The following is a 22,405-nucleotide window of genomic DNA, read 5'->3' on the forward strand; positions in this document are numbered from 1 at the left end:
CATGTCCTTCTATGTTTCGCTTTCCGGCCTCAAGGGCGCACAGGCCGACCTGTCCGCCGTCTCGAACAATGTCGCCAACGTGAACTCGACCGCCTTCAAGAAGAGCAAGGCCCAGTTCGGCGACATCTTCGCCGCTGCGCCGATGCAGACCACCCACCAGGTCGCCGGCCAGGGCGTGCGTGTGCAGGGCATCACCCAGCAGTTCACCCAGGGCACGATCGAAACCACCGACAAGACGTTGGACCTGGCGATCTCGGGCGAAGGCTTCTTCACCGTGAAGGGCGAAGATGGCACCATCAGCTATACCCGCAACGGCGCCTTCTCGGTCGACAATGACCGCTATGCCGTCGACACCACCGGGTCGCGCATCCAGGTATTCGCGGTCGATCCCGACACCGGCGAGATCACGACGCCGCCGACCAATTCGACGACGCCCAGCGACCTCACCGACCTGCAGATCCCGACCACCTACAAGGGCGAAGCCGATGGCGCGCAGCTGACCAGCGTGGGCGTGGGCAAGGACGGCCTAGTGTCGGCCATCTATGCCGACGGTTCGACCGTCTATCTGGGCCAGGTCGCCATGGCATCGTTCAACAGCCTGGAAGGCCTGCGCCAGCAGGGCGACGCGCACTGGACCTCGACCGTGGAAAGCGGCAACGCGATTATCGGTACGCCCAACCAGGGCATGTTCGGCGCCGTCAACTCGGGCTCGCTGGAACGTTCCAACGTCGACATCACCGACGAACTGGTCCAGCTGATCGCGGCCCAGCGCAACTTCCAGGCGAACTCGAAGGCGATCGAGGCGGCCAACACGCTGACCACCACCATCGTCAACATCCGTAGCTAAGGCTTAGGGTAGAAGGGGTAGCCCATGGACCGGCTCGTCAACACGGCACTAACCGCGATGCGCGGTGCGATGGCCCGCCAGGCGTCGATCGCGAACAATCTCGCGAACGCCAACACGGTCGGCTTTCGCGCCGAAATCGCCAATGCCGAGACGCGCTGGATCAAGGGCGATACCTTCGATACCCGAGCCCAGGCCTCCGAACAGGTGATCGCCGCCGACATGGCGCAGGGGGCGGTCACCGAAACCGGCAATCCGCTGGACGTGGCAATGAACGGCGACGCACTGCTCGCCGTTCAGGCCCCGGACGGACAGGAAGCCTATACGCGCCGTGGCGACCTGAAGGTCAATGACAGCGGCCTGCTGACCACCGGCGACGGCCTGGCTGTGCTGGGCCAGGGCGGCCCGATCACCCTGCCCCAGATGGACAGCGTATCGATCGCCCAGGATGGCAGCATCTGGGGCGTGCCCCAGGGCGGCGATCCGGCCAATCCGCAGCAGGTCGACAAGCTGAAGCTGGTCAATGCCGCCGGTTCCAGCATCGCCAAGGGCACAGACGGGCTGTTCCGCGAAGTGAATGGCGGCGCCCTGCCCGAAGATCCGATCGCGACCGTCACATCGGGATCGCTGGAAGGATCGAACGTCAACGCCACCGCCGCGCTGGTCCAGATGATCGAGGCCAGCCGCGCCTGGGAAACCCAGATCAAGATGATCGACACCGCCAAGCAGATGGATGACGGCGGCGCATCGCTCATGAAACTGGATGGTTAATTTTGGCACGCATCTTGCTGTGAACGACGCATGAGCATCCCTTCGGGGAGCCGCACGGAGATTGAACGATGACCAACGCCGCCCTTCATGTCGCCCGCACCGGCCTTGACGCGCAGAACACGAAGATGCGCGTGATCGCCAACAACCTGGCGAACGTCAACACGACCGGCTTCAAGAAGGACCGGGCCGACTTCGAGACGCTGGCCTATCAGCAGATCGTCGCCGCCGGCGCCAACAGCGACAGCCAGAACAAGTTCGCCACCGGCCTCAATCTGGGTTCGGGCGTCTCGTTGCAGGGCACCAGCAAGATCAACACGCAGGGCACGTTGCAGGAAACCGGCAATGCGCTGGACATGGCGATCGAGGGATCGGGCTATTTCCAGGTGCAGCAGGCCGACGGTTCGACCGCCTATACCCGCGCCGGCAATTTCAGCGTCACCGCCGAAGGCACCGTCGTCACCAGCGACGGCCTGCCGCTGATCCCGCAGATCACCGTGCCGCAGGGCGCGACGTCGGTCACCGTCGGCAATGACGGCACCGTGTCGGCGACGCTGCAGGGTGAAAGCGAACCGACCCAGCTGGGCCAGATCGAACTGGCGAGCTTCATGAACCCGGCAGGGCTTCAGTCGATCGGCGGCAACCTGCTGGTCGAAACCGCAGCCAGCGGCACGCCGCAGGTCGGCACCGCAGGCCTGGAAGGTCGCGGCCTCATCCGCTCGGGCAATCTGGAAACCTCGAACGTCAACATCGTCGAGGAACTGGTCGACATGATCGAGACCCAGCGCGCCTATGAGGTCAATTCCAAGATGATCAAGGCGACGGACGAAATGCTCCAGTACGCCAACCAGAATATGTGAGCCGGCTGATGCGCGCGCTCTCCACTTCGCTCGTCGCTCTCGCCATGGTCTCCATGGCCGCGTCGCCCGCCTTCGCTGCAAAGAAGAAGCGCGAGGTCGAGCGCGAATATTATGCGCCGACCGTCATCGCCCAGCCGCAGGCCCCGCAGGCCAATGGCTCGATCTTTCAGGTATCGACCGGCTACACGCCGCTGACCAGCGGCGCGCGTGCCGGCAATGTCGGCGACATCATCACCATCGTGCTGGTCGAACGGACCCAGGCGACCAAGAGCAACAGCGCGGACACCAACCGCAGCGGCTCGATCGGCCTCAACCCGCCGACCACCGGTCCGCTGTCCAAGCTCTTCTCGTCCAGCGACATCGCGATGGGCGGCAACAATACCTTCACCGGCAAGGGCGCGGCGACCCAGTCGAACGCGCTGAACGGCGAGATCACCGTGACGGTCGCGGCCGCCTATCCCAACGGCACCATGCTGGTGAAGGGCGAGAAGGCACTGACGCTCAATCGCGGCGACGAGTTCATCCAGATCAGCGGCCTGGTCCGCCAGGCCGATATCGGCCCGGACAACCGCATCCTGTCGACCCGCGTGGCCGACGCCAAGATCATCTATACCGGCAAGGGCGAGATCGCCCGCGCCAGCCGCCAGGGCTGGCTGCAGCGCTTCTTCTCGATGATCAGCCCCTTCTGATGGAGACCCGGACCGCCATGACACGCCTGTTCCGCTTCCTCCTGCCGCTGCTGGCGCTGATCGCCGCGCCGGCCCATGCCGAACGCGTCAAGGATCTGGGCACCTTCCAGGGCGTCCGTCCCAACCAGCTGACCGGCTATGGCATCGTCGTGGGCCTGGCTGGCACCGGCGACGACAGCATCGAATATACGGTGCAGGGCATGAAGGGCGTGGTCTCGCGCTTTGGCCTGACCCTGCCCGCCGGCGTCAACCCGGCGCTCAAGAACGCCGCCGCCGTGCTGGTGACGGCCGACCTGCCCGCCTTTTCCAAGCCCGGCCAGCGGCTGGACGTCACCGTGTCGGCGATGGGCAAGGCCAAGTCGCTGCGTGGCGGCACGCTGATCATGACGCCGCTGCGCGGCGCCGATAACGAAATCTATGCGATGGCGCAGGGCAATCTGGCTGTTGGCGGCCTGGGCGTGTCCGGCGCCGATGGCAGCCAGGTGTCGGTGAACATCCCGTCGGCCGGCCGCATCCCCGAAGGGGCGACGGTCGAGCGTGCGGTTGCCACCGGCTTCGACACCGCGCCGACCCTGACCTTCAACCTGTCCGAAGCCGACCTGACCACCGCGTTGCGCGTGGCCGACGGCATCAACAAGACCTTCGGCGATCGCCGCGCCCGCGCGATGGATGCCGTGTCGGTCGCGATCGACGCGACGCCGGGTGCCGAGGAACGCATCCTGATGATGGGCATGATCGAGAATATCGAGATCACGCCCGCCGATGCCCCGGCCCGCGTGATCGTGAACGCCCGCACCGGCACCGTGGTCATCAACGGCGCGGTGAAGATCCATCCGGCCGCCGTCGCCCATGGCAAATTGACCGTCAGCGTCAATGAAAGCCCGCGCGTGGTTCAGCCCGCGCCCTTCAGCCAGGGCCAGACCGCGGTCGAGCAATCGTCGAACATCAGCATCGACGAACAGAAAAAACCGATGGTCAATTTTAAAGGTGGGGCGTCGCTGGCCGATATAGTCAAGGCGGTCAACGCCATCGGGGCATCCCCGGCGGACATGGTCGCGATCCTTGAGGCGCTGAAACAGGCGGGCGCGATGAAAGCGGAACTGGTGGTGTTGTGATGCAGGTATCGAACGCAACCGCGGCGAGCGGCACGTCCAACCCCTTCGAGACCAAGGCTGCGCTGCAGAAGGCGGCGCAGCAGTTCGAAGCGGTATTCCTGCGCCAGATGATCGGCGCGATGCGATCGGCCAGCCTGGCCGAGGGCATCACCGATTCGAGCGCGACCCAGCAATTCCAGGACATGGCCGACGCGCGCACCGCCGACGCCATGTCGACCAAGGGCGCGATGGGCATCGCCGAACTGCTGATGCATCAGTTTGGTGCTCGCGTGAAGGACGACAGCCCGGCGGCGACCGGCACGGCAACCACGGCTGAGGGCGCATGAGCGACCTGTTCATCATCGGTGCGTCGGGCACCAAGGCCTATCGCACGGCGATGGCCGCCATTTCCGAGAATATCGCCAATGCCAGCACCGACGGCTATGCCCGCCGGTCGGTGACGACGGTGGAATCGGGATCGTCGACCGCGACCATGGCGACCTATGTCGCCAAGGCGAATTTCGGCGGCACCCAGGTCGCCAGCATCAATCGCGGCACCGACCCCTATCTGGATGCGTCGGTGCGCATCACCGCCATGGCGCTGGGCAGCGCGAACGCGCGCGTGCGCTGGCAGACCGACATCGAAACCGCGCTCAATGACACCGCCACCGGCGTCGGCCAGCTGATGACGACGATGTACCAGAATCTGGACAAGCTGGCGGCCAGCCCCAGCGACACGTCGCTGCGCGTCACCACGCTGGACAGCATCGGCCGCGTCGCCGAATCCTTCCGCCAGACCGCCGCCGACCTGGAAACCATATCGACCGGCATCAATACCGAGGCGCAGGCATCGGCCCAGACGATCAACCAGCAATTGTCGTCGCTGGCCGCGATCAACAACAGCCTGCTGCGCGCGCAGCCGGGCACGTCGGCCTATGCCCAGTTGCTCGACAGCCGCGATTCCGCGCTGCAGACGCTGTCTTCCAACCTGAATGTGACGATCAGCTTCGGCGCGCATGACAGTGCCGAGGTCAGCTATAACGGCACCACTTTGGTATCGGGCGACACCGCCGCGTCGGTCGCGGTGACCGCGTCCGCCACCGATGGGCGCCTGTCGCTGGCCCTGTCCGACGGCACGGCACTTGCCGCCCCGTCCAACGGCACGCTGGGCGGGCTGTTCGCATCGGCCGACACCACCGCCGAACGCCGTGCCAGCCTCGACACGCTGGCCGAGCAGTTCGCCACCGACGTCAATGAGTGGCATGCGCAGGGCTATACCGATACCGGCGCCAGCGGCGTGCCGCTGCTGTCCTATGGCGGCAGCGCCGCGACGCTGGTCGCGCTGGACGTGGAGCCGGATGCTCTCGCGACCAAATCGGCCGACGGCACGCTGAACGGCAATCTGCTGACGGTATCATCGACCCTGCGCGGCAGCGGCAGTGTCGAACAGGGTTGGACGACCCTGATCACCAGCAACGCCAATCTGCTGACTGCCAGCACGGCGGAAAAGACCACGGCCCAGAGCCGCAGCGACCAGGCGGTCGCCGCGCGCGAAGCGGTGAGCGGGGTCGATCTCGACATGGAGGCGGCAGACCTGCTGCGGATCCAGCAGGCCTATTCGGGCTGCGCCAAGATCCTGCAGGTCGCCAAGGACACGGTCGATTCGATCCTGCAGATCATGTGACGGAAGGACGCTGAGACATGGTAGGCATCACCAACAAGATCATGCTCGCCGAGATCCGCCGGCAACAGCAATTGTCGCAGAGCATCGTCGACGGGCAGACCTCGATTTCGACCGGCATCACCCTGAACAAGCCGTCGGACGACGCGCTTGCCTGGGTCCAGGTGTCCGACATCGGCCGCGCCCAGGCGCAGCAGTCGGCCTGGCAGACCAATGTCAGCTATGGCACGACCCGCGCCGGCAATGCCGAAGCCAATCTGGAAGAAATCAACAATCTGATGACGCGGGCGCAGGAACTGGTGACGTCGGCGCGCAACGGCGCGCTGAACGATACTAGCGCCGCCGCCATCGCCGAGGAATTGAAGACGATCCGCACCACGGTCGGCGAATTGCTGAACCAGAAGGATTATCAGGGCGTGTCGGTATTCGACGACGGCCAGAGCGTGCTGGTGCCGGTGAGCCGCGGCCTCAACCTGGCAGTGGTCGGCACCAAGCAGGAAATTTCCGAGAATATCGACGTCAACGGCACATCGATGTCTCTGGACGATATCTTGGGCAAGGCGATCGACGCGGTCGAGGGCGGCAATGACACCGACCTCGCCAGTTCGCTGGATGCGATCCAGATCGGCCAGAACCGGGTCGTGGTGGAGCGCGCCAAGCAGGGCGTGCGCGCCGACCGGCTGGACGTGATCGGCACGCGGCTGACCGATGTCGACATCAACCTGTCGGAACGGCGCGACACGCTGGAATCGGCCGATCTGACCACGGTCATTTCGAACGTGAAGGCGCAGCTGCTGCAGCTGGAGGCGGCCCAGTCCGCCTTTGCGCGGATCAACCAGCAGACCCTGTTCGACCTGATCAGTTAAAGGCGGCGAAAAAGCGTCGCCGTCCTAAAGGGGACGGTAACCAGTCCGTATTAACCAGAAAGGGACTGGCGCCACGGGGCGCCGACGGAGCCACCGCCTCCAGGCGCATTTTCGGGGATCAACATGTTTGCAATCATCGGCCTTGTCGTGCTTTTGGGCATGGTCTTCGGTGGGTTCATCTTCACCGGGGGCGACATCGGACCGGTGCTGCACGCCCTGCCCCACGAAATGATCATCATCGGCGGCGCCGCCGTCGGCGCACTGATCATCGGCAATTCGGGTTCCGACCTGAAGGCGCTGGGCGGCGGCCTGGGCAAGGTGTTCAAGGGACCGCAGTACAAGAAGCAGGACTTCCTGGACTGCATCTTCCTGGTCAGCAAGCTGATGAAGACGCTGCGCGTCGAAGGCCCGGTGGCGCTGGAGCCGCATATCGAGGATCCGGGCACCTCGCCCATCTTCGGCGAATATCCCAAGCTGATGAAGGACAAGACGCTGATCCACCTGATCAGCGACACGCTGCGCCTGGTCGTGGTGTCGTCCGGCACGCTCGATCCGCATGCGGTCGAGGAAGTGATGGATAACAGCCTCAAGACCCATCATCATGAAGCGCTCAAGCCCGCCGACAATCTCCAGGGCCTGGCCGACGCTCTCCCCGCCCTCGGCATCGTCGCCGCGGTGCTCGGCGTGGTGAAGACCATGGGCTCGATCGACCAGCCGCCTTCGGTGCTGGGTGCGATGATCGGCTCCGCGCTGGTCGGCACCTTCCTGGGCGTGCTGCTCGCCTATGGCATGGTCAATCCCTTCGCCAATCGCTGCCGCGCGGTGATCGAGCAGGACGGCGCCATCTATCATGTCGTCAAGCAGATCATCATCGCCTCGCTGCACGGCCATCCGCAGCCGCTGGTCATCGAGGCCGCCCGTTCCAGCCTGATCCATGCGAACCAGCCCGGCTTTGCCGAAGTGTTCGACGGCATGCGGAACAAATAAGCCATGGCGGAGAAGAAGCGCGGCGCGAACGAGCCGGAACCCCGGCCGATCATCGTCAAGAAGATCATCGTCGATGGTCATGGCGGCCATCATGGTGGCGCCTGGAAGGTGGCCTATGCCGACTTCGTGACGGCGATGATGGCCTTCTTCCTGCTGATGTGGCTGCTGGGTGCGACCACCGAAAAGCAGCGCAAGGCGCTGGCCGACTATTTCACGCCGACGCTGGTCGAGCTGAAGATGAATTCTGCAGGGTCCACCGGCATGTTCGGCGGCGACAGCCTGATGGCGAAGGAAAATTATCCGACCACCGGCGGTCAGGGCAATCTGGCCATCACCATCCCGCGCGACGCCACCGGCACCAAGGACCAGGGCGGCAAGGCATTGCGCGCGGCCGACCGGCAAAAATTCGAGAATATCAAGAAGCAGCTTGAGGAGCGCATGTCCAAGAAGGGCCTGGCCCGGCTGCGCAAGAATGTCCGCTTCACCGAAACCCGCGAAGGGCTGCGCATCGACCTGATAGACGAGGCGGACTTCGCGATGTTCCGGTCGGGCACCGACCAGTTGCTGCCCGAAGCCAAGGCGCTGATCGCCGAGGTGGCGGACGCACTGGCGACCATGCCCAACCCGCTGATCGTGCGCGGCCATACCGATGGCCTGCCCTATGCGTCGGGCCGGAGCATGAACAACTGGATGCTGTCGTCGGCCCGTGCGGAATCGACCCGCAAGGCGCTCGCCGAAACCGGCATTCCCAATGCCCGCTTCGCCCGGATCGAGGGGGTCGCCGATCGCGAACCGTTCGTGAAGAGTGACGCCTATGATCCGCGCAACCGGCGCATGTCGGTCATCCTGGGCTGGACCCGTGGCGGCAATGCCTCGGCCGACGAGGATGAGGCGCAGGATCCCGAAACCCAGGCGGCGATCAAGGAGCGGGACGATCCGCAGCGGGTCGCGCGGGAACAGGCGCAGAAGCTGGACATGGGCGGCACCGGCCTGCCCAGCGGCGCGGCGCTGATCAATCCGACGGCGGCCGGGACATCGTCCAAGCCGGGCAAGCATTGAGGCGGACAGTCGGGGCGGCAAAATAGGAAATCACCGCCTTAACTTCCCATATTTCCCGCATATTCGGCAATTTTGATGCAGGGGTTGGAAATCTTGTTTCCAACCCCTGCTTCGTCATGTCCGCCCGAAATTCCATCGCGACGCAGCATAAGCCATGATGCGCCAATAGGACAGGCCAGGGTCGGCTCACCCCCGTGCGGGCACGGCCTGCCCCTTTGTTGCACCTTTTTGTGGGCGATTGCCTATATGGGCCGCTCCTCGCTTGATGCCCCATGCGGCGTCGCAACGTTCCAAGGCCCTGATTATTGGCCGACATTGCCTGTCCGATGGCTGTGAGGCGCGCCCCGCGTGCCCGCCTGGACGGGCCGGGAGATTAATGTGTCCACATCTGCCGCGCATGCCGCGCGCCACACCCATTTCGGCTGGTTCAAGCGCCGCCGCGACCTGGAAGTCGATGATGTCACCGTCGTCGACCGGTCCCTGCTGAACCGCGCCGTCGGCGCCGCAGCACTGGGCAATGCCATGGAATGGTTCGATTTCGGCGTCTATGGCTATATCGCCGTTACGCTGGGCCATGTCTTCTTTCCGTCGAGCGATCCGGCGCTGCAGTTGATCGCGACGTTCGCCACTTTCACCGTCGCCTTCCTGGTCCGGCCGCTGGGCGGGCTGGTGTTCGGGCCGCTGGGCGATCGCTATGGCCGGCACAAGATATTGGCGATGACCATGATCCTGATGGCGGTCGGCACCTTTTCCATCGGCCTCATCCCCTCCTATGCGCAGATCGGCATCGGTGCGCCGCTGATGCTGCTGGCCGCGCGGCTGGTGCAGGGCTTTTCGACCGGTGGCGAATATGGCGGCGCGGCGACCTTCATCGCGGAATATTCGACCGACCGGAAGCGCGGCCTGATGGGCAGCTGGCTGGAGTTCGGGACGCTGGGCGGCTATATCGCCGGTGCCGGCACCGTCACTGCCCTGCAGATGTCGCTGAGCGACGCGCAGATGCTCGACTGGGGCTGGCGCATTCCCTTCCTGGTTGCCGGGCCGCTGGGCCTGCTCGGCCTCTATATGCGGCTGAAGCTGGAGGAGACGCCGGCATTCCAGGCCTATAGCGAACAGATCGATGCGCGCGAAAGCGAGCGGCCGGGGCTTGGCACCCTGTTTCGCGTCCATTGGCGGCAGCTGCTGAAGTGCGTCGGGCTGGTGCTGGTGTTCAACGTCACCGACTATATGCTGCTGACCTACATGCCCAATTATCTCAGCGTGACCATGGGCTATGCCGAGACCAAGGGGCTGCTGCTGATCATCATCGTGATGCTGGTGATGATGCCGCTCAATGTCGTGGGCGGGCTGTTCAGCGACCGGCTGGGCCGGCGGCCGATGATCATCGGCGCCTGTATCGCGCTGATGCTGTTGTCGGTGCCGTGCATGCTGCTGATCGGCACGGGCAATGACGCGCTGATCTTCCTGGGGCTGATGCTGCTGGGGATCGCGCTGGTCTGCTTCACCAGTTCCATGCCATCCACCCTGCCCGCGCTCTTCTACACCCCGGTGCGCTACAGCGCGCTGTCGATCGCGTTCAACATCTCGGTCTCGCTGTTCGGTGGCACGACGCCGCTGATCACCGCCTGGCTGGTGCAGAAGACCGGCGATCCGCTGGTGCCGGCCTATTATCTGATGGGCGCGGCGCTGATCGGCCTGCTGACCATGCTGACGGTGCGCGAGACGGCCGGCATGCCGCTGCGCGGATCGCCGCCGGCGGTGGAGAATGAGGCCGAGGCGATCGCGCTGGTCGAAAGCGGCGAGCCGGTGACGGTGGACAAGGCGCTGCCCGACCTGCCGCCGGTGGCGCCGGTTGCGGTCGAGACGCCGGCGATGATCCGGCCGCTGGCGAGCTAGGGCCAGCGCCTTTCCGGCGCTGCGCCAGCGGGCCTGTGCCCCTCCACCACTCGCTACGCGAGCGGTCCCCCTCCCCAAGCACGCTTGGGGAGGAATGGCCTAGTCAGGCGGGGAGGACGAGGCTGGCTTCGAGGCCGCCGCCGGGGCGGTTGGCGAGTTGGAGCGCGCCGCCATGTTCGGCCATGATAGCGCGGACCAGGGCCAGGCCGAGGCCAGCGCCACCTGTCTCCCGGTTGCGCGAGCCTTCGAGCCGGGTGAAGGGCTCCATCATCTCGCCCATCTTGTCCTCGGCAATGCCGGGGCCTTCGTCGGCAACGATGATGCGGATCATGCCGTCCTGATGCTGGACGCTGACATGGGCGCGGTCGCCATAGACGATCGCATTTTCGATCAGGTTGCGCAGCGCGCGGCGGATCTGCTGGGCACGGACGAAGGCGACGGCGCGATCGCTGTCGATCATGTCGACCGGCGATCCCAGCTCGATGAAATCCTCCACGACGGCATCGGCGAGCGAGGTCAGGTCGACCTTCTGCGCCGTCTCGCTGCTGCGGCCGGCGCGGGCGAGCGAGAGGATGTCGTCGAGCATCCGGTTCATTTCCTCGATCGTCTCCGACATGCGGGCGCGTTCGCCCTCATCCTCGACCGATTCGGTGCGGACCCGCAGCGAGGCGAGCGGGGTGCGCAGATCATGGCCGATGGCACCCAGCATCCGGTCCTTCTCGTCCAGCATCGCGATGATGCGCGCGCGCATGGCGTTGAAGGCGGTGGTGAGCTGGCGCACATCGCCCGGCCCGCTTTCTTCGACCGGATCGGCCGAACCGGTCCTTGCGAACTGACGGGCGGAGCCGGTCAGTTGCTTGAGCGGGCGGGCGAAGCGGCGGCCCATCCAGAGCAGCGGAATGAGGACGATGACGTAGAGGATCAGCGTCTGGGCCACCAGCCAGCCGCCAAAGCGCGGCGGGCGGCTACCGATGCGGGCCATCGCGGTCACCCATTTGCCCGGTTCATATTCGACCGCCAGAGAGAGGCGGCCCAGACGACGATCGCCCGGCTGCTCTCCCGTCGCGCGACGGCGTATCTGTTCCCAGCGACGCTGCGGCATGATGCGACTATCTTCTGTCGCGACCACCGAATGGACGGTCAGGCCGATATCCTCAAACATGGCGACGGCTCGCGTCTCGACATCTGGTCGAGGCTTGCCGGCAAGGACAGGCCGCGTCGTCGAAAATTCCACATTGCGCCGGTCACGTTCCTCTTCCTGCTCGTGATCGCCGCGCTTCGGCCGACGATCGGGCCGGATATCGAGTGCGTTGATGACCCGATAAACGACCGGCGCGGTCTGGCTGGTCAGTTCGACCCGATTGCGTTCGCGCAGCAGCAGGCCGAAATTGATCGCCTGCGCCACGAACAGCGCGATCGCGACCAGGATGATGATCTGTCCAACCAGACTTTGCGGCCAGAGGCGCAGTTGCTTCACAGTTTGCGGACCTCCGCCGACAGGGTGTAGCCGCCGCCCCAGACGGTCTTGATCAGCGTCGGATTCTTGGCATCGGGTTCCATCTTCTTGCGCAGGCGGCTGATCTGGTTGTCGATCGCCCGGTCGAAGGCATTGGCCTCGCGCCCCTGGGTGATGTCGAGCAGCTGGTCGCGGCTCAGCACCTGGTTGGGCCGGGTGGCGAAGGCCAGCATCAGATTATATTCGGCGGTCGAAAGCGGCAGCGACACCCCCTCGGCATCGACCAGGGTGCGCTCCTGCGTCTTGAGGAGCCAGCCGGCAAAGGCATAGGTGGCGCCGTCGGGCGCGGTGACGCGCTGGCCGCCGGTGGCGACGCGGCGGAAGATCACCTTGATACGGGCAACCAGTTCGCGCGGCGAAAAGGGTTTGAGCACATAATCGTCCGCGCCCATTTCCAGCCCGACGATGCGGTCGGTCTCTTCGGAGCGGGCGGTGAGCAGGATCACCGGAATCTCGCTGGTCTCGCGGATATGGCGGCACAGCGACAGGCCGTCCTCGCCCGGCATCATGATGTCGAGGATGACGAGATCGATGGCATTGGCGGCCAGACGCAGCCGCGCCTCCGCCGCATTCTCGACGGCGGTCACGCGAAAGCCGTTGCGGGAGAGATATTGGGCCAGCGGCTCGCGGATCGATCGCTCGTCATCGACGAGCAGGAGATGGGGTCGTTCGCTCATGGTGCCTGTCTGTCATGCCGGGGGACGGGTTGGAAGGGCGAAGGCAGGGGAACCTTCGCCCTTCCCCCTTGGGACGATCGACTGGAGCGGGGCGCTTGGGGGAAAAGCCCCGCTCCGGATCGTCGGCGCTGTCAGCCGATCAGTTGGCCGGCGGCGGAGGCGGTGCCTGGTCGGCGCCGGGGCCACGACCCGGACCACGATCATGTCCGCGCCCCGGACCGCGCATCGCCTGGCGGGCGGCCTTCATTTCCTCGGCCGTGACCTTGCCATCCTTGTTGGCGTCGGCCTTGTCGAACATGGCGAGCGGGCCGGCCATGAACTCTGCCTTCGTCACGGTGCCGTCCTTGTCGGCGTCACCAAAGCCGGGACCGCGGTGCATCATGCCGCGACCGGGACCACCATGGCCACGCCCGCCCCAGCGCTTGCCGTCGGGGCCGCCGGGCTTGCCGGCTTCCGGGCCACGATCGGCGCGCGGCTGATGACCGGCCTGGAACTCGGCCTTGCTGATCTGGCCATTCTTGTCGCTGTCGAGCGCGGCGAAGCGTTCGTCCAGACGCTGCTGGCGGCGGATGTCACGATCCTCCTTGGTCAGCTTGCCATCCTTGTTGGCGTCGAGCTTTGCAAAGCGGGCTTCGAGCGAGGCGGTCAGTTCCGCCTTGGTGATGGTGCCGTCCTTGTTGGCGTCGGCCATCATCATCGGGCCGCCACGCATGCCGCGCGGCCCCGGGCCACCATCCTGCGCGAAGGCGAGGTGCGACGCCGCCAGACCGCCGACGAACAGCGAACCAACCGCGACGGTGGCGAAGAAATTGCGGAGCATTGGGTCTTTCCTTCCAAGTTCAGTCGTGGATGGCGTGTCGACCATCCTTGACGTCGCTTATCGGCAAGACTTGTCCCGCAACTTTGTCATGTCACCCAATAGTTTGTCGCAATTTGTATCGGGAGTCTTTGTTGGAGAACCGCACCGGCCCGCCCCCCCACCCGGCCTCCCACAGTATATCCTGGATGGGAGGTCGGGTGGGGGCGCGGGCCGGTGCCGCGCTAAATCAAAGCCCGTCGCGGCGACCCAGCAGGCGCAGGCGCAGCGCATTCAATTTGATGAAGCCCGCCGCGTCGCGCTGGTCATAGGCGCCGGCGTCGTCCTCGAAGGTGACGACCTTCTCGCTGTAGAGCGTGTAGGGCGACTTGCGGCCGACGACATAGACGCCGCCCTTGTAGAGCTTCAGGCGGACCGTGCCGGTCACCTTTTCCTGGCTGTGATCGATTGCGGCCTGGAGCATCTCGCGCTCGGGCGAGAACCAGAAGCCGTTATAGATCAGCTCGGCATATTTGGGGGCCAGCTCATCCTTCAGATGGGCAGCGCCACGGTCGAGCGTGATCTGCTCGATGCCGCGATGGGCGAGGTGATAGATGGTGCCGCCCGGCGTTTCATACATGCCGCGCGACTTCATGCCCACGAAGCGGTTCTCGACCAGGTCGAGACGGCCGATGCCATGCTTGCGGCCATATTCATTGAGGGTTTCGAGCAGGGTCGCGGGCGACATGGCGATGCCGTTGATCGCGACGCCGTCGCCACGCTCGAAATCGACCGTGATATATTCGGGCGCGTCGGGCGCGTCTTCCGGGTTCACCGTGCGCGAATAGACGAAGTCGGGGGTTTCCTCCCACGGATCCTCCAGCACCTTGCCCTCGGACGAGGTGTGCAGCATGTTCGCGTCGGTCGAGAAGGGGCTTTCGCCACGCTTGTCGCGGGGGATCGGGATCTGGTGCTGTTCGGCGAATTCGATCAGCTTGGTGCGGCTGGTCAGATCCCATTCGCGCCAGGGGGCGATCACCTTGATGTCGGGCTGCAGGGCGTAATAGCCCAGTTCGAAGCGGACCTGGTCATTGCCCTTGCCGGTGGCGCCATGGCTGACGGCGTCGGCGCCCAGCATCTTGGCGATCTCGATCTGGCGCTTGGCGATCAGCGGACGGGCGATCGAGGTGCCGAGCAAATAGAGGCCTTCATAGAGCGCATTGCCGCGCATCATCGGGAAGACATAATCCTTCACGAATTCCTCGCGCAGGTCGTCGATGAAGATATGCTCTTCCTTGACGCCCATCCGGCGGGCCTTGGCACGGGCGGGTTCCAGTTCCTCGCCCTGGCCGAGATCGGCGGTGAAGGTGACGACTTCGCACTGATAGGTCTGCTGCAGCCATTTCAGGATCACGCTGGTGTCGAGGCCGCCCGAAAAGGCGAGGACGATACGATTGATCTTGTCGGACATGGTGGGCGACTCTTCTGCAGGCCAATGGTGGCGTGGGATATAAACCGCGCGCCGGTAACAGGCGGGACGGGCAAGCGCAACAGCGCGGGGGTGCCTGTTGGAGACTGCGAGCCTTAACTTCCCATATTTCCCGCAGATTTTGACATAATCTTGCTGGATGCTGATCCTATCGGAAAGCGCGATGCTCTCCCCTGCCCCTGCTTCTATCAGGCAAAGCGGATTGTAGGACAGACAAGACAAAGGGGACGATGGCGAGCCACCGTCCCCTTCATTGTCAGCTCAGGGCGTCGATCAACTGGTGCGCGGCTTGAACAGGCCCGGACGGGCGCGGTCGCTGCCGAAGCGATAGACGATCTGGCTGCGATCAGTCGCCGCGGCGCTGGCCGGGGTTGCGACCGGCGCGGCGCGGGCGACCGGATCGGCCGTGCGGAGCGCCTGTCGCTGGGCGAGCAGGAAATGGGCGCGGCGACGGCGGTTGCGCTGGGTCAGGAAGGGATTGTCGCGGCTGGGGGCAGCGGCGACCATCGCTTCGACATCGCTGGCGGGAGCCGTGGCGGCGGCCAGCGGAGTGCGCGCGGCAATGGGAGCAGCGGCCGGAGCGGCAGACGCAGCAGCCGGTGCGAGGGGCATCGGTGCCGGAGCCGGGCCACTTTCGATCGGCGCGATCGCTTCACGCTCGGCTTCGACACGCTGGCGGCGGCGACGGACGACGGCGGTGGCGCCAAGGCCGACCAGCAGCAGCGAACCGCCACCCAGCGCCAGCAGCAGCGCCGGATCGATCAGGGCCGAAGGCTGTTCGGCCGGCGCGGCAGCCGGGGCCGGTTCGGCAACCGGGGTGACGGCAGCCGGTTCCGGAGCCGGCGTTGCGACCGGGGCTATGGGTGCTGGCGCTTCGGTACGTTCAGCCGCGATCGGGGTCGGAGCAGGTGCCGGGGTAGGTTCAGAAGCAGGTTCAGACTGGCGGACTTCTGCGCGGCGCGGTGCCGGGGTGACCGGGGCAGCGCGGTTTTCCTGCGCGGCGGGCGCTTCAGGCTGCGGCTCCGGGGTCGGCGGCGTCTGTTGCACGACCGGCTGGCTGGGCGCGAAGACCGGCGCCGCCGGGGTTGCAGACGGTGTGGCAGGCGCTGCGGGTGCGGTCTCTGCCGCCGGCACCGCGGGGGCGATGTCGACCGGCGCGGTCGGCGCCGCCATAGGCGCGGCCGGCGGGGGCGTCATCACCTCCTGCGCGAACAGGGGCGTTGCGGACAATGCCAGGACAGCGGCGATCGCGGCCGAGGCGGGACGGATGGATCGAATATTCTTGGTCATAGCGATAGATCAACCGCCGACCATCTCCGTTGGCCTCAAACATATCGTCAAATGCGGGACGATCTGTTTTTCAATATCGATGAATTGAAAAATCCCGCTTAAATATGAACGGATGTTCATTTCAAACATGAACAACAGATTTATACCATGACTTCACGGCATCAGACATCGTCGCCGGACTCTTCCTTGCGCTCAAGACGCACGCCATCCAGCAGAGCCGCCTTTCGACGTTCTTCTTGCTGATCGGCAAATTTCTGTACCTTTGTCCGGCCGAACTTGGCGCGATTGCTGTCTGCCACCTGCGCCTTGTCGGCCCGATCCCTGGCCTTGCGCGCCAGACGAAAATTAATGACGTTGCTCATCTTCCATCCTTGGTCCTATGGGGAATAGTGCCACAGAAATCCGGGGCAGCACCAGTCGCCTTCGGCCCGGCCATACAGGAAATTCATGCCCAGCATCCACGACGTCGCCGCCCTCGCCAAAGTCTCGATCAAGACGGTGTCCCGCGTTGTCAACAAGGCGCCGAACGTCAGCGACGAACTACGCGAGCGGGTGAATGCAGCGATCGAGCAGCTGGGATATCGCCCCAACCAGTCGGCGCGGCGGCTGGCCGGTGGCCGGTCCTTCATGATCGCCTATCTCTACAGCAACCCTGCCCCCGCCTATACCGGCGGCATCCAGTCGGGCGCTGCGGCGCGCTGCCGCGACCTTGGCTATCATCTGGTGGTGGAGCCGATTTCCGACGGTGGCGAGGAGCGGATCGAAGTGCTGGACCGGCTGGTCGCCGCGCTGCGTCCGGACGGCGTGTTCCTGGTGCCGCCGCTGTCCGACGACGCGCTGCTGCTCGACCGGCTGGCGAAAATGAACCTGCCCTGCGCGCGGATCGCCGGCACGGCGGACGCATCTAAGGGTGGCATCAACATGCCGACGCCCGAACATGCCGCCGGACGGATGGTGGCCGATCATCTGGCGTCATTGGGCCATAAGCGGATCGCGGTGATCACCCCGCCCCCGACCCACAAGGCGGCGCTGCAGCGCGTCGAGGGGTTTCGCGAGGGGATGGCGGCGGCCGGCCTGCCGATCGACGACAGCCTGTTCATGCAGGGCAGTTTCGATTTCGCGTCCGGCATTGCCTGCGCAGAGGCGTTATTGCAGCGGGACGACCGGCCGACCGCGATCTTCGCCACCAACGACCCGATGGCGCTGGGCGTGCTGACGCTGGCGCATGACCTGGGCCTGCGCGTGCCCGAGGATCTGTCGGTGGCCGGGTTCGACGATACGCCCGCGAGCCGCACCAGCTGGCCGCCGCTGACCACCGTGCGCCAGCCGCTGGACCATATGGGCCGCGCCGCGATCGACGCGCTGATCAATGGTCCGGGCGAACCGCCGCGCTTCACCTTCTCGCTGGTCGCGCGCGGCAGCACGGGCGCAGCGACGCCGTAAGACGAAGGCAAGGCCCGGCATTGCCAGCGAAAAATCCGTCAGCCCATCCCGGCGCAGGGAACCGAAAGCGGCGCGGGCCGTCATGCTCATTCGCGCCCCTATCGTTCATGCGCGCCCTGCCCCGTCGACCTGCCTGGAGCATCATCATGGCAAAATCATTCGGACCCGCGGCCATCGCCATGACGGCGATGCTGGCCCCTCTCATCGCCGCGCAGCCGACAAAGGCGGCGGCCGCGCCGCCCGAGATCGTCGACTTCCTGGTCCAGGATGTGTGCCTGAACGATAACGGGAACATCATCGTCGGTATGATCCCCACCGATGCGCGCTGCAAGAACCGGCGCGACCTGACGTCGGCGGACCGGATGCCCTATCACCTGACCAAGGTGGTGCCCCAGAACGCATTGGATTGCGGCACCCGGCGGACGATCCGCGACAATATTCTGTGGCAATATCAGGGCAATGCCCGCGCGGTGAGCGCCGTCCAGATCCAGAAGGACGCCTGCAAGACCGTGGGCTTCATCCCCGCCTATTTCTCGGTGCGCTGGTATGATGACCAATTTGCTTTTGTCATGGGCTGGTGGTCCCGCGACAAGAGCGGCAAAGGTAGCGGAACGGTCGGCGGCGGGATTTCGTCACAATGCCCCAAGGGGCCGCACAGTTCGGTCCGCTATTTCCGCAACTGGCTGCTGACGTCCCGGACCGTGCCGGCCAATGGCACAATCGGCTTTGCGGTGAACCAGAAGAAATCATCCAATATCGGCCTGTCGCCGATATCAGGGCCGTGCCCGGACGATTATCCGTCGAAAGTCCTGGCGCTGTGGACCAGGGGCGATTTCACCTTCAGTTCGGGCAAGCGGCTGAACATTCTATTGTCCCACCCCTATTCGCAGGTCGATCCGTCCGGCCTAACCCCCGGCAAGGCGCGGCAGATGGAGCGGACCTATTGGACCCGCGAGTTTGGCCAGGTGCGCTGGGAAGCGTGGAAGCGGGACGATTATACCCGGTCGCACGACGGCAAGTCGGCGTCGGAAATGGCGGAAAGCTTTGCCGAGGTTGGAACCTGCTCCAAGCCGTTCGAATTGAAGGGCGCCGTGACCAAGGGCCTGACGCTCGGCCCCGTCGAGCAGATCAACGGCATATATAGCCAGGTAGCGACCGATGTGCGCACTGGCGAAAAGCACCGGTGGATCATGGCCACCTGCCAGGACATGAGTGCCACGGTGGCCCCGCAAGACCCCAAGGGCGACCCGATGCCTGCCGTCCAGGGCATCATGCCGCAATTCTGGGACTTCTGGCGCTAGACGGGGTTCCCTGGCTCATCCGGGACCGCCCGATGGCTAGTCCAGCGCCAGCCGGTCATAATAAGCGAGAAATTCGTCCAGCGTGATCGACCAGTCATCCTGGACCGCGAGAACCTGCTCCTCCACCCAGGCGCGATATTCGAAGCCGCGTAGAATGGCCAGACGCGCATAGTTCCAGCGCAGGAGATAGGTGCCCATCGCGATGGGCAGGAGTTCGATGATCTTCACGTCCGCACTGGCCATCAGCATATGCGCCAGTCCTGCGCCATGCGGCGCCACGATGAGGCGCGCCGAATTGACCAGCGCGATCTGGTGCCAGAGCGGAATATCCTCGAACCGGTAGATGCGCACGCCGCGCGCGGCCAACGCCTGTTCCAGCGCCTCTTCGTTGCGCATCGACCGTCGCGCCGCCGCGGCGCGGGAAATATAGATACGGGGCGGCAGTTCCACCTGATGCCTGGCCGCCTCTGCCAGCGCCGCGTCCACGATCGTCTGGAACATGGGCACCATGTGCGACCAGCCGGTCATGCCCTCGAACCCGCAGACGACCTTCAGCAACCGCTCGACGAACACCGGCTTGTCCACAGCGACCAGCCGGTCCGGGCCGAAACCGGCAAGGTCGAGCAGCGCGCGCTCGAACGCCTTGCCACCCGCATTCGTCAGCAGCTTCACGTCCGGATCCGCACCCTGCTGGAACAGGAAACCCAGCCTTGGCAGATGGTCCACCATGAAATGATAGATGCCCTTGGTGTGAGCCACGACGCTGGTCGCCACCGCGACATGCCCACCCGCGCCGGCTTCGGTGAAATCGATCGGCTTCCCGAGGCTGGCGATGACCTTGCCATCGGGTGTCCAGATCTGACCATGGCGATCGACCACGACATTGCTATATTCGACGACATAGCCGGGCGCGGGCTTCTGCATCCTGACGAGGAATTTCGCGGTGTCGCCCGTCAGCCGGTCGATATGCTGGCGATCCACGCCCGGCGCGGGAACGATCTGCACCGGCGGCCCCATCAGGGCCGGCAGCGGCGCGGGGAAATGATGGGACGAGGGTTCGCCCTTCATGTCCCAGCCGCCATTTGTCGCGGCATTGAGCGCCGCCTCCAGCGCGGCTATGCGCCCGTCATCACCGCGATTGAGACTGATCGAACGGCGCAGAAACAGGGCGTATCGCTGATCGGCCGCGGCATTGGCGCGCGCCAGCAGCATGTCGGCCGCGATATCGCCATGACCGCTTCGCTGCAACTGCCCGACCAGCGGAAAGAAAAGGGCATGGCCATCCGGCAAGGCCCCGATTTCCGTTCCCACGGCCGCGACCAGCGTTTTGTCGTTCAGCGCGCAGGCGGCTGTCAGCTTCATGCGCAACAGAGCAGTGTTGACTTCTTCCGGCTCGACCGACGCCGCGAGCGCGTAGGCATCATGCCAGCGCAAATCCAGGCAGAGCGCGCGGCAGGTTGCGATGATCCGGCCAATTGCCGCCGCATTGTCCACCATATCCATCGACCGGCCTTGCCCCTGTAATCAGATCGAACCCCAGCACCCATTGGCACTTCGTCCTGCACATCCGCATATTGCCGCTTGCAGCGCTTCGGACAATCCCCCGTGTTCACGTCGGCGTGTCACAAGATCCCAGCGTCATCCAATTGAAATGCCTTGGTCATCAAACTGACCGCAGCGCCCGCTAAGCGGCCGGTCGCATGAGCGAGCATCCTTCTGAACAGGCGCTGCGGGCGCCGCGGCGGCTATGGACCGGCTGGGCCGGACTGCTGGCGCAGGTCGAGCGGATGACGCGGCGTTCCGACAGCGAGGATCTGTTGCACGATGCCTATGTCCGCATGGCGGCCCGGCCCGAACGGCCCGACAATGAGGAAGCCTTTCTGGTCCGCGCGGCGGTCAACCGGGCGAAGGACAGTTATCGGCGGGAAAAGGTGCGCGGGCCGGCGGGTGGCGAGGATGCGCTGGCCTTGTTGCGCGACGGCGCGCCGTTGCAGGACGAAGCGCTGATGGCGCAGGCGCGGCTGCGGCGCGTGTCGGAAGGGATCGACCAGTTGCCGCCACGCACCCGCGAGGTGTTCCTGCTGCAGCGGATCGACAATCTCAAATATCGCGAGATTGCCGAACGGCTGGACATCAGCCAGAGCGCGGTCGAGAAGCATATGGCCAGGGCGATGAGTTTCCTTGGCGAATGGACGAAGGATTGGTGAGCCCCGACATGCCCGGTGAGCGCCCCATGGCCCGGACCGCCGCCGAGTGGATTGCAAGGCTGAATGCGGACGAACGGACGGTGGACGACGAGCAGGCCTTTCGCGCCTGGATCGCCGCCGACCCCGCGCATGCGGCCGATTTCGAGCGGGCGACCGATATCTGGGCGCTGGTGCCCGGCACCGACGCGGCGGCGCGTCCTGCGCCGGCATCCGTACGCCCCCTTTCGCGCCGGCGGATGATGGCGGCCTGCGCCGGCACTTTGGTGGTGGGCGGCGGTGGCATGGCGATCATGCAGACGGCAATGGCGGGCACCCGCTATCGCACCGCCATCGGCGAGCAGCGACGGCTGACCCTGCCGGAAGGATCAGCGCTGTTCCTGGATACCGATACCGATGTCCGGGTGCTGGCGAGCGCCAGCCGGCGGCGGCTGTGGCTGGAACGGGGGCGCGTCGCGCTGACGGTGAAGCCGTCCGCCGTGCCCTTTGCGATCGATGCCGGCCGGGGCCGTTTCGTCGCCGGCAGCGGTCGGTTCGATGTGCGGCGCGACAGCGATGACCGGCTGGCGATGACAGCGCTGGCGGGACAGGCCGATGTCGCGGTCGCCGGCGGGCAGCGCAGCCTGTCGGCCGGGCAGCGCATCCGCACCGATGCCGCCGATGTCGTGCAGCTCGATCGGCCCGATGTCGAAACCACCCAGGCCTGGCTGAGCGGCCGGGCGGCCTTTCATGACGACCGGCTGGATGCTGTGGCGGCGGAGGCCAATCGCTACAGCCTGACCCGGCTGGTGATCGCCGATCCCGCTACCGCTGCGCTGCGGGTCAGCGGCATGTACCGGATGGGCGACAATGTCGCGCTGGGCCAGGCGCTGGCGCAATTGCTATCCGTGCCCGTCCGCCAGGTGGACGACCGGGTGCTGCTGGGCGGCTGAAAAAATCGCCGAC

22 protein-coding genes are annotated in these 22,405 nt (G+C 65.4%); 15 read left to right on the forward strand and 7 right to left on the reverse strand.

Annotation, left to right across the window (positions count from 1 at the left end; translation table 11 throughout):
• Position 1: 1 nt before the first annotated feature.
• The 11 genes from AC13EK_RS03805 to proP all read left to right on the forward strand — a co-directional run bounded on the left by AC13EK_RS03805 (position 2) and on the right by proP (position 10,744).
• On the forward strand, positions 2-847 hold the full coding sequence (locus AC13EK_RS03805; RefSeq protein WP_037507666.1) for a flagellar hook-basal body complex protein: 846 nt from the start codon (positions 2-4) through the stop codon (positions 845-847).
• 24 nt (positions 848-871) lie between these two features.
• A complete protein-coding gene (locus tag AC13EK_RS03810) occupies positions 872-1,615 on the forward strand; it encodes a flagellar basal body rod protein FlgF (protein WP_004208209.1) in 744 nt (247 codons plus the stop codon).
• Positions 1,616-1,683: 68 nt separating this feature from the next.
• Positions 1,684-2,472, forward strand: a complete 789-nt coding sequence (gene flgG, locus AC13EK_RS03815; RefSeq protein WP_010338863.1) for a flagellar basal-body rod protein FlgG — start codon at positions 1,684-1,686, stop codon at positions 2,470-2,472.
• Positions 2,473-2,480: 8 nt separating this feature from the next.
• Positions 2,481-3,161: a flagellar basal body L-ring protein FlgH gene (locus AC13EK_RS03820; protein ID WP_004208211.1), complete on the forward strand. Its 681-nt coding sequence runs from the start codon at positions 2,481-2,483 to the stop codon at positions 3,159-3,161.
• The gene (locus AC13EK_RS03825) at positions 3,161-4,276 is read left to right on the forward strand and encodes a flagellar basal body P-ring protein FlgI (RefSeq protein ID WP_004208212.1); all 1,116 of its coding nucleotides are present in this window, start codon (positions 3,161-3,163) and stop codon (positions 4,274-4,276) included. The genes AC13EK_RS03820 and AC13EK_RS03825 overlap by 1 nt, the downstream gene beginning before the upstream one ends.
• Positions 4,276-4,602 (forward strand): rod-binding protein, encoded by a 327-nt coding sequence (locus tag AC13EK_RS03830; RefSeq protein ID WP_069335725.1) that lies wholly within the window; start codon positions 4,276-4,278, stop codon positions 4,600-4,602. Before AC13EK_RS03825 ends, AC13EK_RS03830 begins: the two co-directional genes overlap by 1 nt.
• Positions 4,599-5,939, forward strand: coding sequence for a flagellar hook-associated protein FlgK (gene flgK, locus AC13EK_RS03835; RefSeq protein ID WP_004208214.1), 1,341 nt, complete (start codon positions 4,599-4,601; stop codon positions 5,937-5,939). The genes AC13EK_RS03830 and flgK overlap by 4 nt, the downstream gene beginning before the upstream one ends.
• Positions 5,940-5,956: 17 nt before the next feature.
• Entirely contained in the window at positions 5,957-6,802 is an 846-nt protein-coding gene (locus AC13EK_RS03840; protein WP_004208215.1) for a flagellin, read from the forward strand.
• Between the two features lie 123 nt (positions 6,803-6,925).
• Positions 6,926-7,789, forward strand: coding sequence for a flagellar motor stator protein MotA (gene motA / locus AC13EK_RS03845; RefSeq protein ID WP_010338868.1), 864 nt, complete (start codon positions 6,926-6,928; stop codon positions 7,787-7,789).
• A 3-nt stretch (positions 7,790-7,792) separates the two neighbouring features.
• Positions 7,793-8,848, forward strand: coding sequence for a flagellar motor protein MotB (locus AC13EK_RS03850; RefSeq protein WP_069335724.1), 1,056 nt, complete (start codon positions 7,793-7,795; stop codon positions 8,846-8,848).
• Between the two features lie 378 nt (positions 8,849-9,226).
• Positions 9,227-10,744, forward strand: coding sequence for a glycine betaine/L-proline transporter ProP (gene proP / locus AC13EK_RS03855; protein ID WP_139149908.1), 1,518 nt, complete (start codon positions 9,227-9,229; stop codon positions 10,742-10,744).
• Positions 10,745-10,847: 103 nt separating this feature from the next.
• Here proP and AC13EK_RS03860 read toward each other — a convergent pair whose 3' ends face one another.
• The 6 genes from AC13EK_RS03860 to AC13EK_RS03885 form a co-directional block, all read right to left on the reverse strand.
• Entirely contained in the window at positions 10,848-12,221 is a 1,374-nt protein-coding gene (locus AC13EK_RS03860) for a sensor histidine kinase (RefSeq protein ID WP_037517552.1), read from the reverse strand.
• The gene (locus AC13EK_RS03865) at positions 12,218-12,937 is read right to left on the reverse strand and encodes a response regulator (RefSeq protein WP_069335722.1); all 720 of its coding nucleotides are present in this window, start codon (positions 12,935-12,937) and stop codon (positions 12,218-12,220) included. The genes AC13EK_RS03860 and AC13EK_RS03865 overlap by 4 nt, the downstream gene beginning before the upstream one ends.
• A 139-nt stretch (positions 12,938-13,076) precedes the next feature.
• On the reverse strand, positions 13,077-13,757 hold the full coding sequence (locus AC13EK_RS03870; protein ID WP_069335721.1) for an EF-hand domain-containing protein: 681 nt from the start codon (positions 13,755-13,757) through the stop codon (positions 13,077-13,079).
• 226 nt (positions 13,758-13,983) lie between these two features.
• Entirely contained in the window at positions 13,984-15,204 is a 1,221-nt protein-coding gene (locus AC13EK_RS03875; RefSeq protein ID WP_069336695.1) for an argininosuccinate synthase, read from the reverse strand.
• A gap of 291 nt (positions 15,205-15,495) precedes the next feature.
• Positions 15,496-16,512 carry a hypothetical protein gene (locus AC13EK_RS03880; protein WP_069336696.1) on the reverse strand — a complete coding sequence of 339 codons (1,017 nt, stop codon included), beginning with the start codon at positions 16,510-16,512 and terminating at the stop codon, positions 15,496-15,498.
• A 161-nt stretch (positions 16,513-16,673) separates the two neighbouring features.
• Complete coding sequence (locus AC13EK_RS03885; protein ID WP_069336697.1) at positions 16,674-16,874, reverse strand: DUF4169 family protein; 201 nt, start codon at positions 16,872-16,874, stop codon at positions 16,674-16,676.
• 85 nt (positions 16,875-16,959) lie between these two features.
• Here AC13EK_RS03885 and AC13EK_RS03890 point away from each other — a divergent pair, with 85 nt between their 5' ends.
• Entirely contained in the window at positions 16,960-17,955 is a 996-nt protein-coding gene (locus tag AC13EK_RS03890; protein WP_069336698.1) for a LacI family DNA-binding transcriptional regulator, read from the forward strand.
• Positions 17,956-18,101: 146 nt separating this feature from the next.
• Positions 18,102-19,256 (forward strand): hypothetical protein, encoded by a 1,155-nt coding sequence (locus tag AC13EK_RS03895; protein WP_069336699.1) that lies wholly within the window; start codon positions 18,102-18,104, stop codon positions 19,254-19,256.
• Positions 19,257-19,292: 36 nt separating this feature from the next.
• Here the strand turns inward: AC13EK_RS03895 and AC13EK_RS03900 are convergent, their stop codons facing one another.
• Positions 19,293-20,759, reverse strand: a complete 1,467-nt coding sequence (locus AC13EK_RS03900; protein WP_069336700.1) for a glycosyltransferase family 61 protein — start codon at positions 20,757-20,759, stop codon at positions 19,293-19,295.
• A gap of 197 nt (positions 20,760-20,956) precedes the next feature.
• Between AC13EK_RS03900 and AC13EK_RS03905 the strand changes: the two genes are divergently transcribed.
• Together AC13EK_RS03905 and AC13EK_RS03910 are read left to right on the forward strand one after the other, a co-directional pair.
• Positions 20,957-21,463, forward strand: a complete 507-nt coding sequence (locus AC13EK_RS03905) for an RNA polymerase sigma factor (RefSeq protein ID WP_069336701.1) — start codon at positions 20,957-20,959, stop codon at positions 21,461-21,463.
• Complete coding sequence (locus AC13EK_RS03910; protein WP_483022044.1) at positions 21,445-22,392, forward strand: FecR family protein; 948 nt, start codon at positions 21,445-21,447, stop codon at positions 22,390-22,392. Before AC13EK_RS03905 ends, AC13EK_RS03910 begins: the two co-directional genes overlap by 19 nt.
• Positions 22,393-22,405 lie beyond the last annotated feature (13 nt).

It is taken from the genome of Sphingobium sp. L-44 (assembly GCF_056859495.1).

Bases quoted from the DNA above. Each gene is read 5' to 3' on its own strand.
- AC13EK_RS03840 (WP_004208215.1), top strand. From the start codon at position 5,957: ATGGTAGGCATCACCAACAAGATCATGCTCGCCGAGATCCGCCGGCAA.
- AC13EK_RS03810 (WP_004208209.1), top strand. From the start codon at position 872: ATGGACCGGCTCGTCAACACGGCACTAACCGCGATGCGCGGTGCGATG.
- AC13EK_RS03850 (WP_069335724.1), top strand. From the start codon at position 7,793: ATGGCGGAGAAGAAGCGCGGCGCGAACGAGCCGGAACCCCGGCCGATC.
- AC13EK_RS03830 (WP_069335725.1), top strand. From the start codon at position 4,276: ATGCAGGTATCGAACGCAACCGCGGCGAGCGGCACGTCCAACCCCTTC.
- flgG (WP_010338863.1), top strand. From the start codon at position 1,684: ATGACCAACGCCGCCCTTCATGTCGCCCGCACCGGCCTTGACGCGCAG.
- AC13EK_RS03910 (WP_483022044.1), top strand. From the start codon at position 21,445: ATGGACGAAGGATTGGTGAGCCCCGACATGCCCGGTGAGCGCCCCATG.
- AC13EK_RS03865 (WP_069335722.1), bottom strand. From the start codon at position 12,937: ATGAGCGAACGACCCCATCTCCTGCTCGTCGATGACGAGCGATCGATC.
- AC13EK_RS03895 (WP_069336699.1), top strand. From the start codon at position 18,102: ATGGCAAAATCATTCGGACCCGCGGCCATCGCCATGACGGCGATGCTG.
- flgK (WP_004208214.1), top strand. From the start codon at position 4,599: ATGAGCGACCTGTTCATCATCGGTGCGTCGGGCACCAAGGCCTATCGC.
- motA (WP_010338868.1), top strand. From the start codon at position 6,926: ATGTTTGCAATCATCGGCCTTGTCGTGCTTTTGGGCATGGTCTTCGGT.
- AC13EK_RS03905 (WP_069336701.1), top strand. From the start codon at position 20,957: ATGAGCGAGCATCCTTCTGAACAGGCGCTGCGGGCGCCGCGGCGGCTA.
- AC13EK_RS03805 (WP_037507666.1), top strand. From the start codon at position 2: ATGTCCTTCTATGTTTCGCTTTCCGGCCTCAAGGGCGCACAGGCCGAC.
- AC13EK_RS03820 (WP_004208211.1), top strand. From the start codon at position 2,481: ATGCGCGCGCTCTCCACTTCGCTCGTCGCTCTCGCCATGGTCTCCATG.
- AC13EK_RS03875 (WP_069336695.1), bottom strand. From the start codon at position 15,204: ATGTCCGACAAGATCAATCGTATCGTCCTCGCCTTTTCGGGCGGCCTC.
- AC13EK_RS03870 (WP_069335721.1), bottom strand. From the start codon at position 13,757: ATGCTCCGCAATTTCTTCGCCACCGTCGCGGTTGGTTCGCTGTTCGTC.
- AC13EK_RS03900 (WP_069336700.1), bottom strand. From the start codon at position 20,759: ATGGATATGGTGGACAATGCGGCGGCAATTGGCCGGATCATCGCAACC.
- AC13EK_RS03880 (WP_069336696.1), bottom strand. From the start codon at position 16,512: ATGACCAAGAATATTCGATCCATCCGTCCCGCCTCGGCCGCGATCGCC.
- AC13EK_RS03890 (WP_069336698.1), top strand. From the start codon at position 16,960: ATGCCCAGCATCCACGACGTCGCCGCCCTCGCCAAAGTCTCGATCAAG.
- AC13EK_RS03825 (WP_004208212.1), top strand. From the start codon at position 3,161: ATGGAGACCCGGACCGCCATGACACGCCTGTTCCGCTTCCTCCTGCCG.
- AC13EK_RS03885 (WP_069336697.1), bottom strand. From the start codon at position 16,874: ATGAGCAACGTCATTAATTTTCGTCTGGCGCGCAAGGCCAGGGATCGG.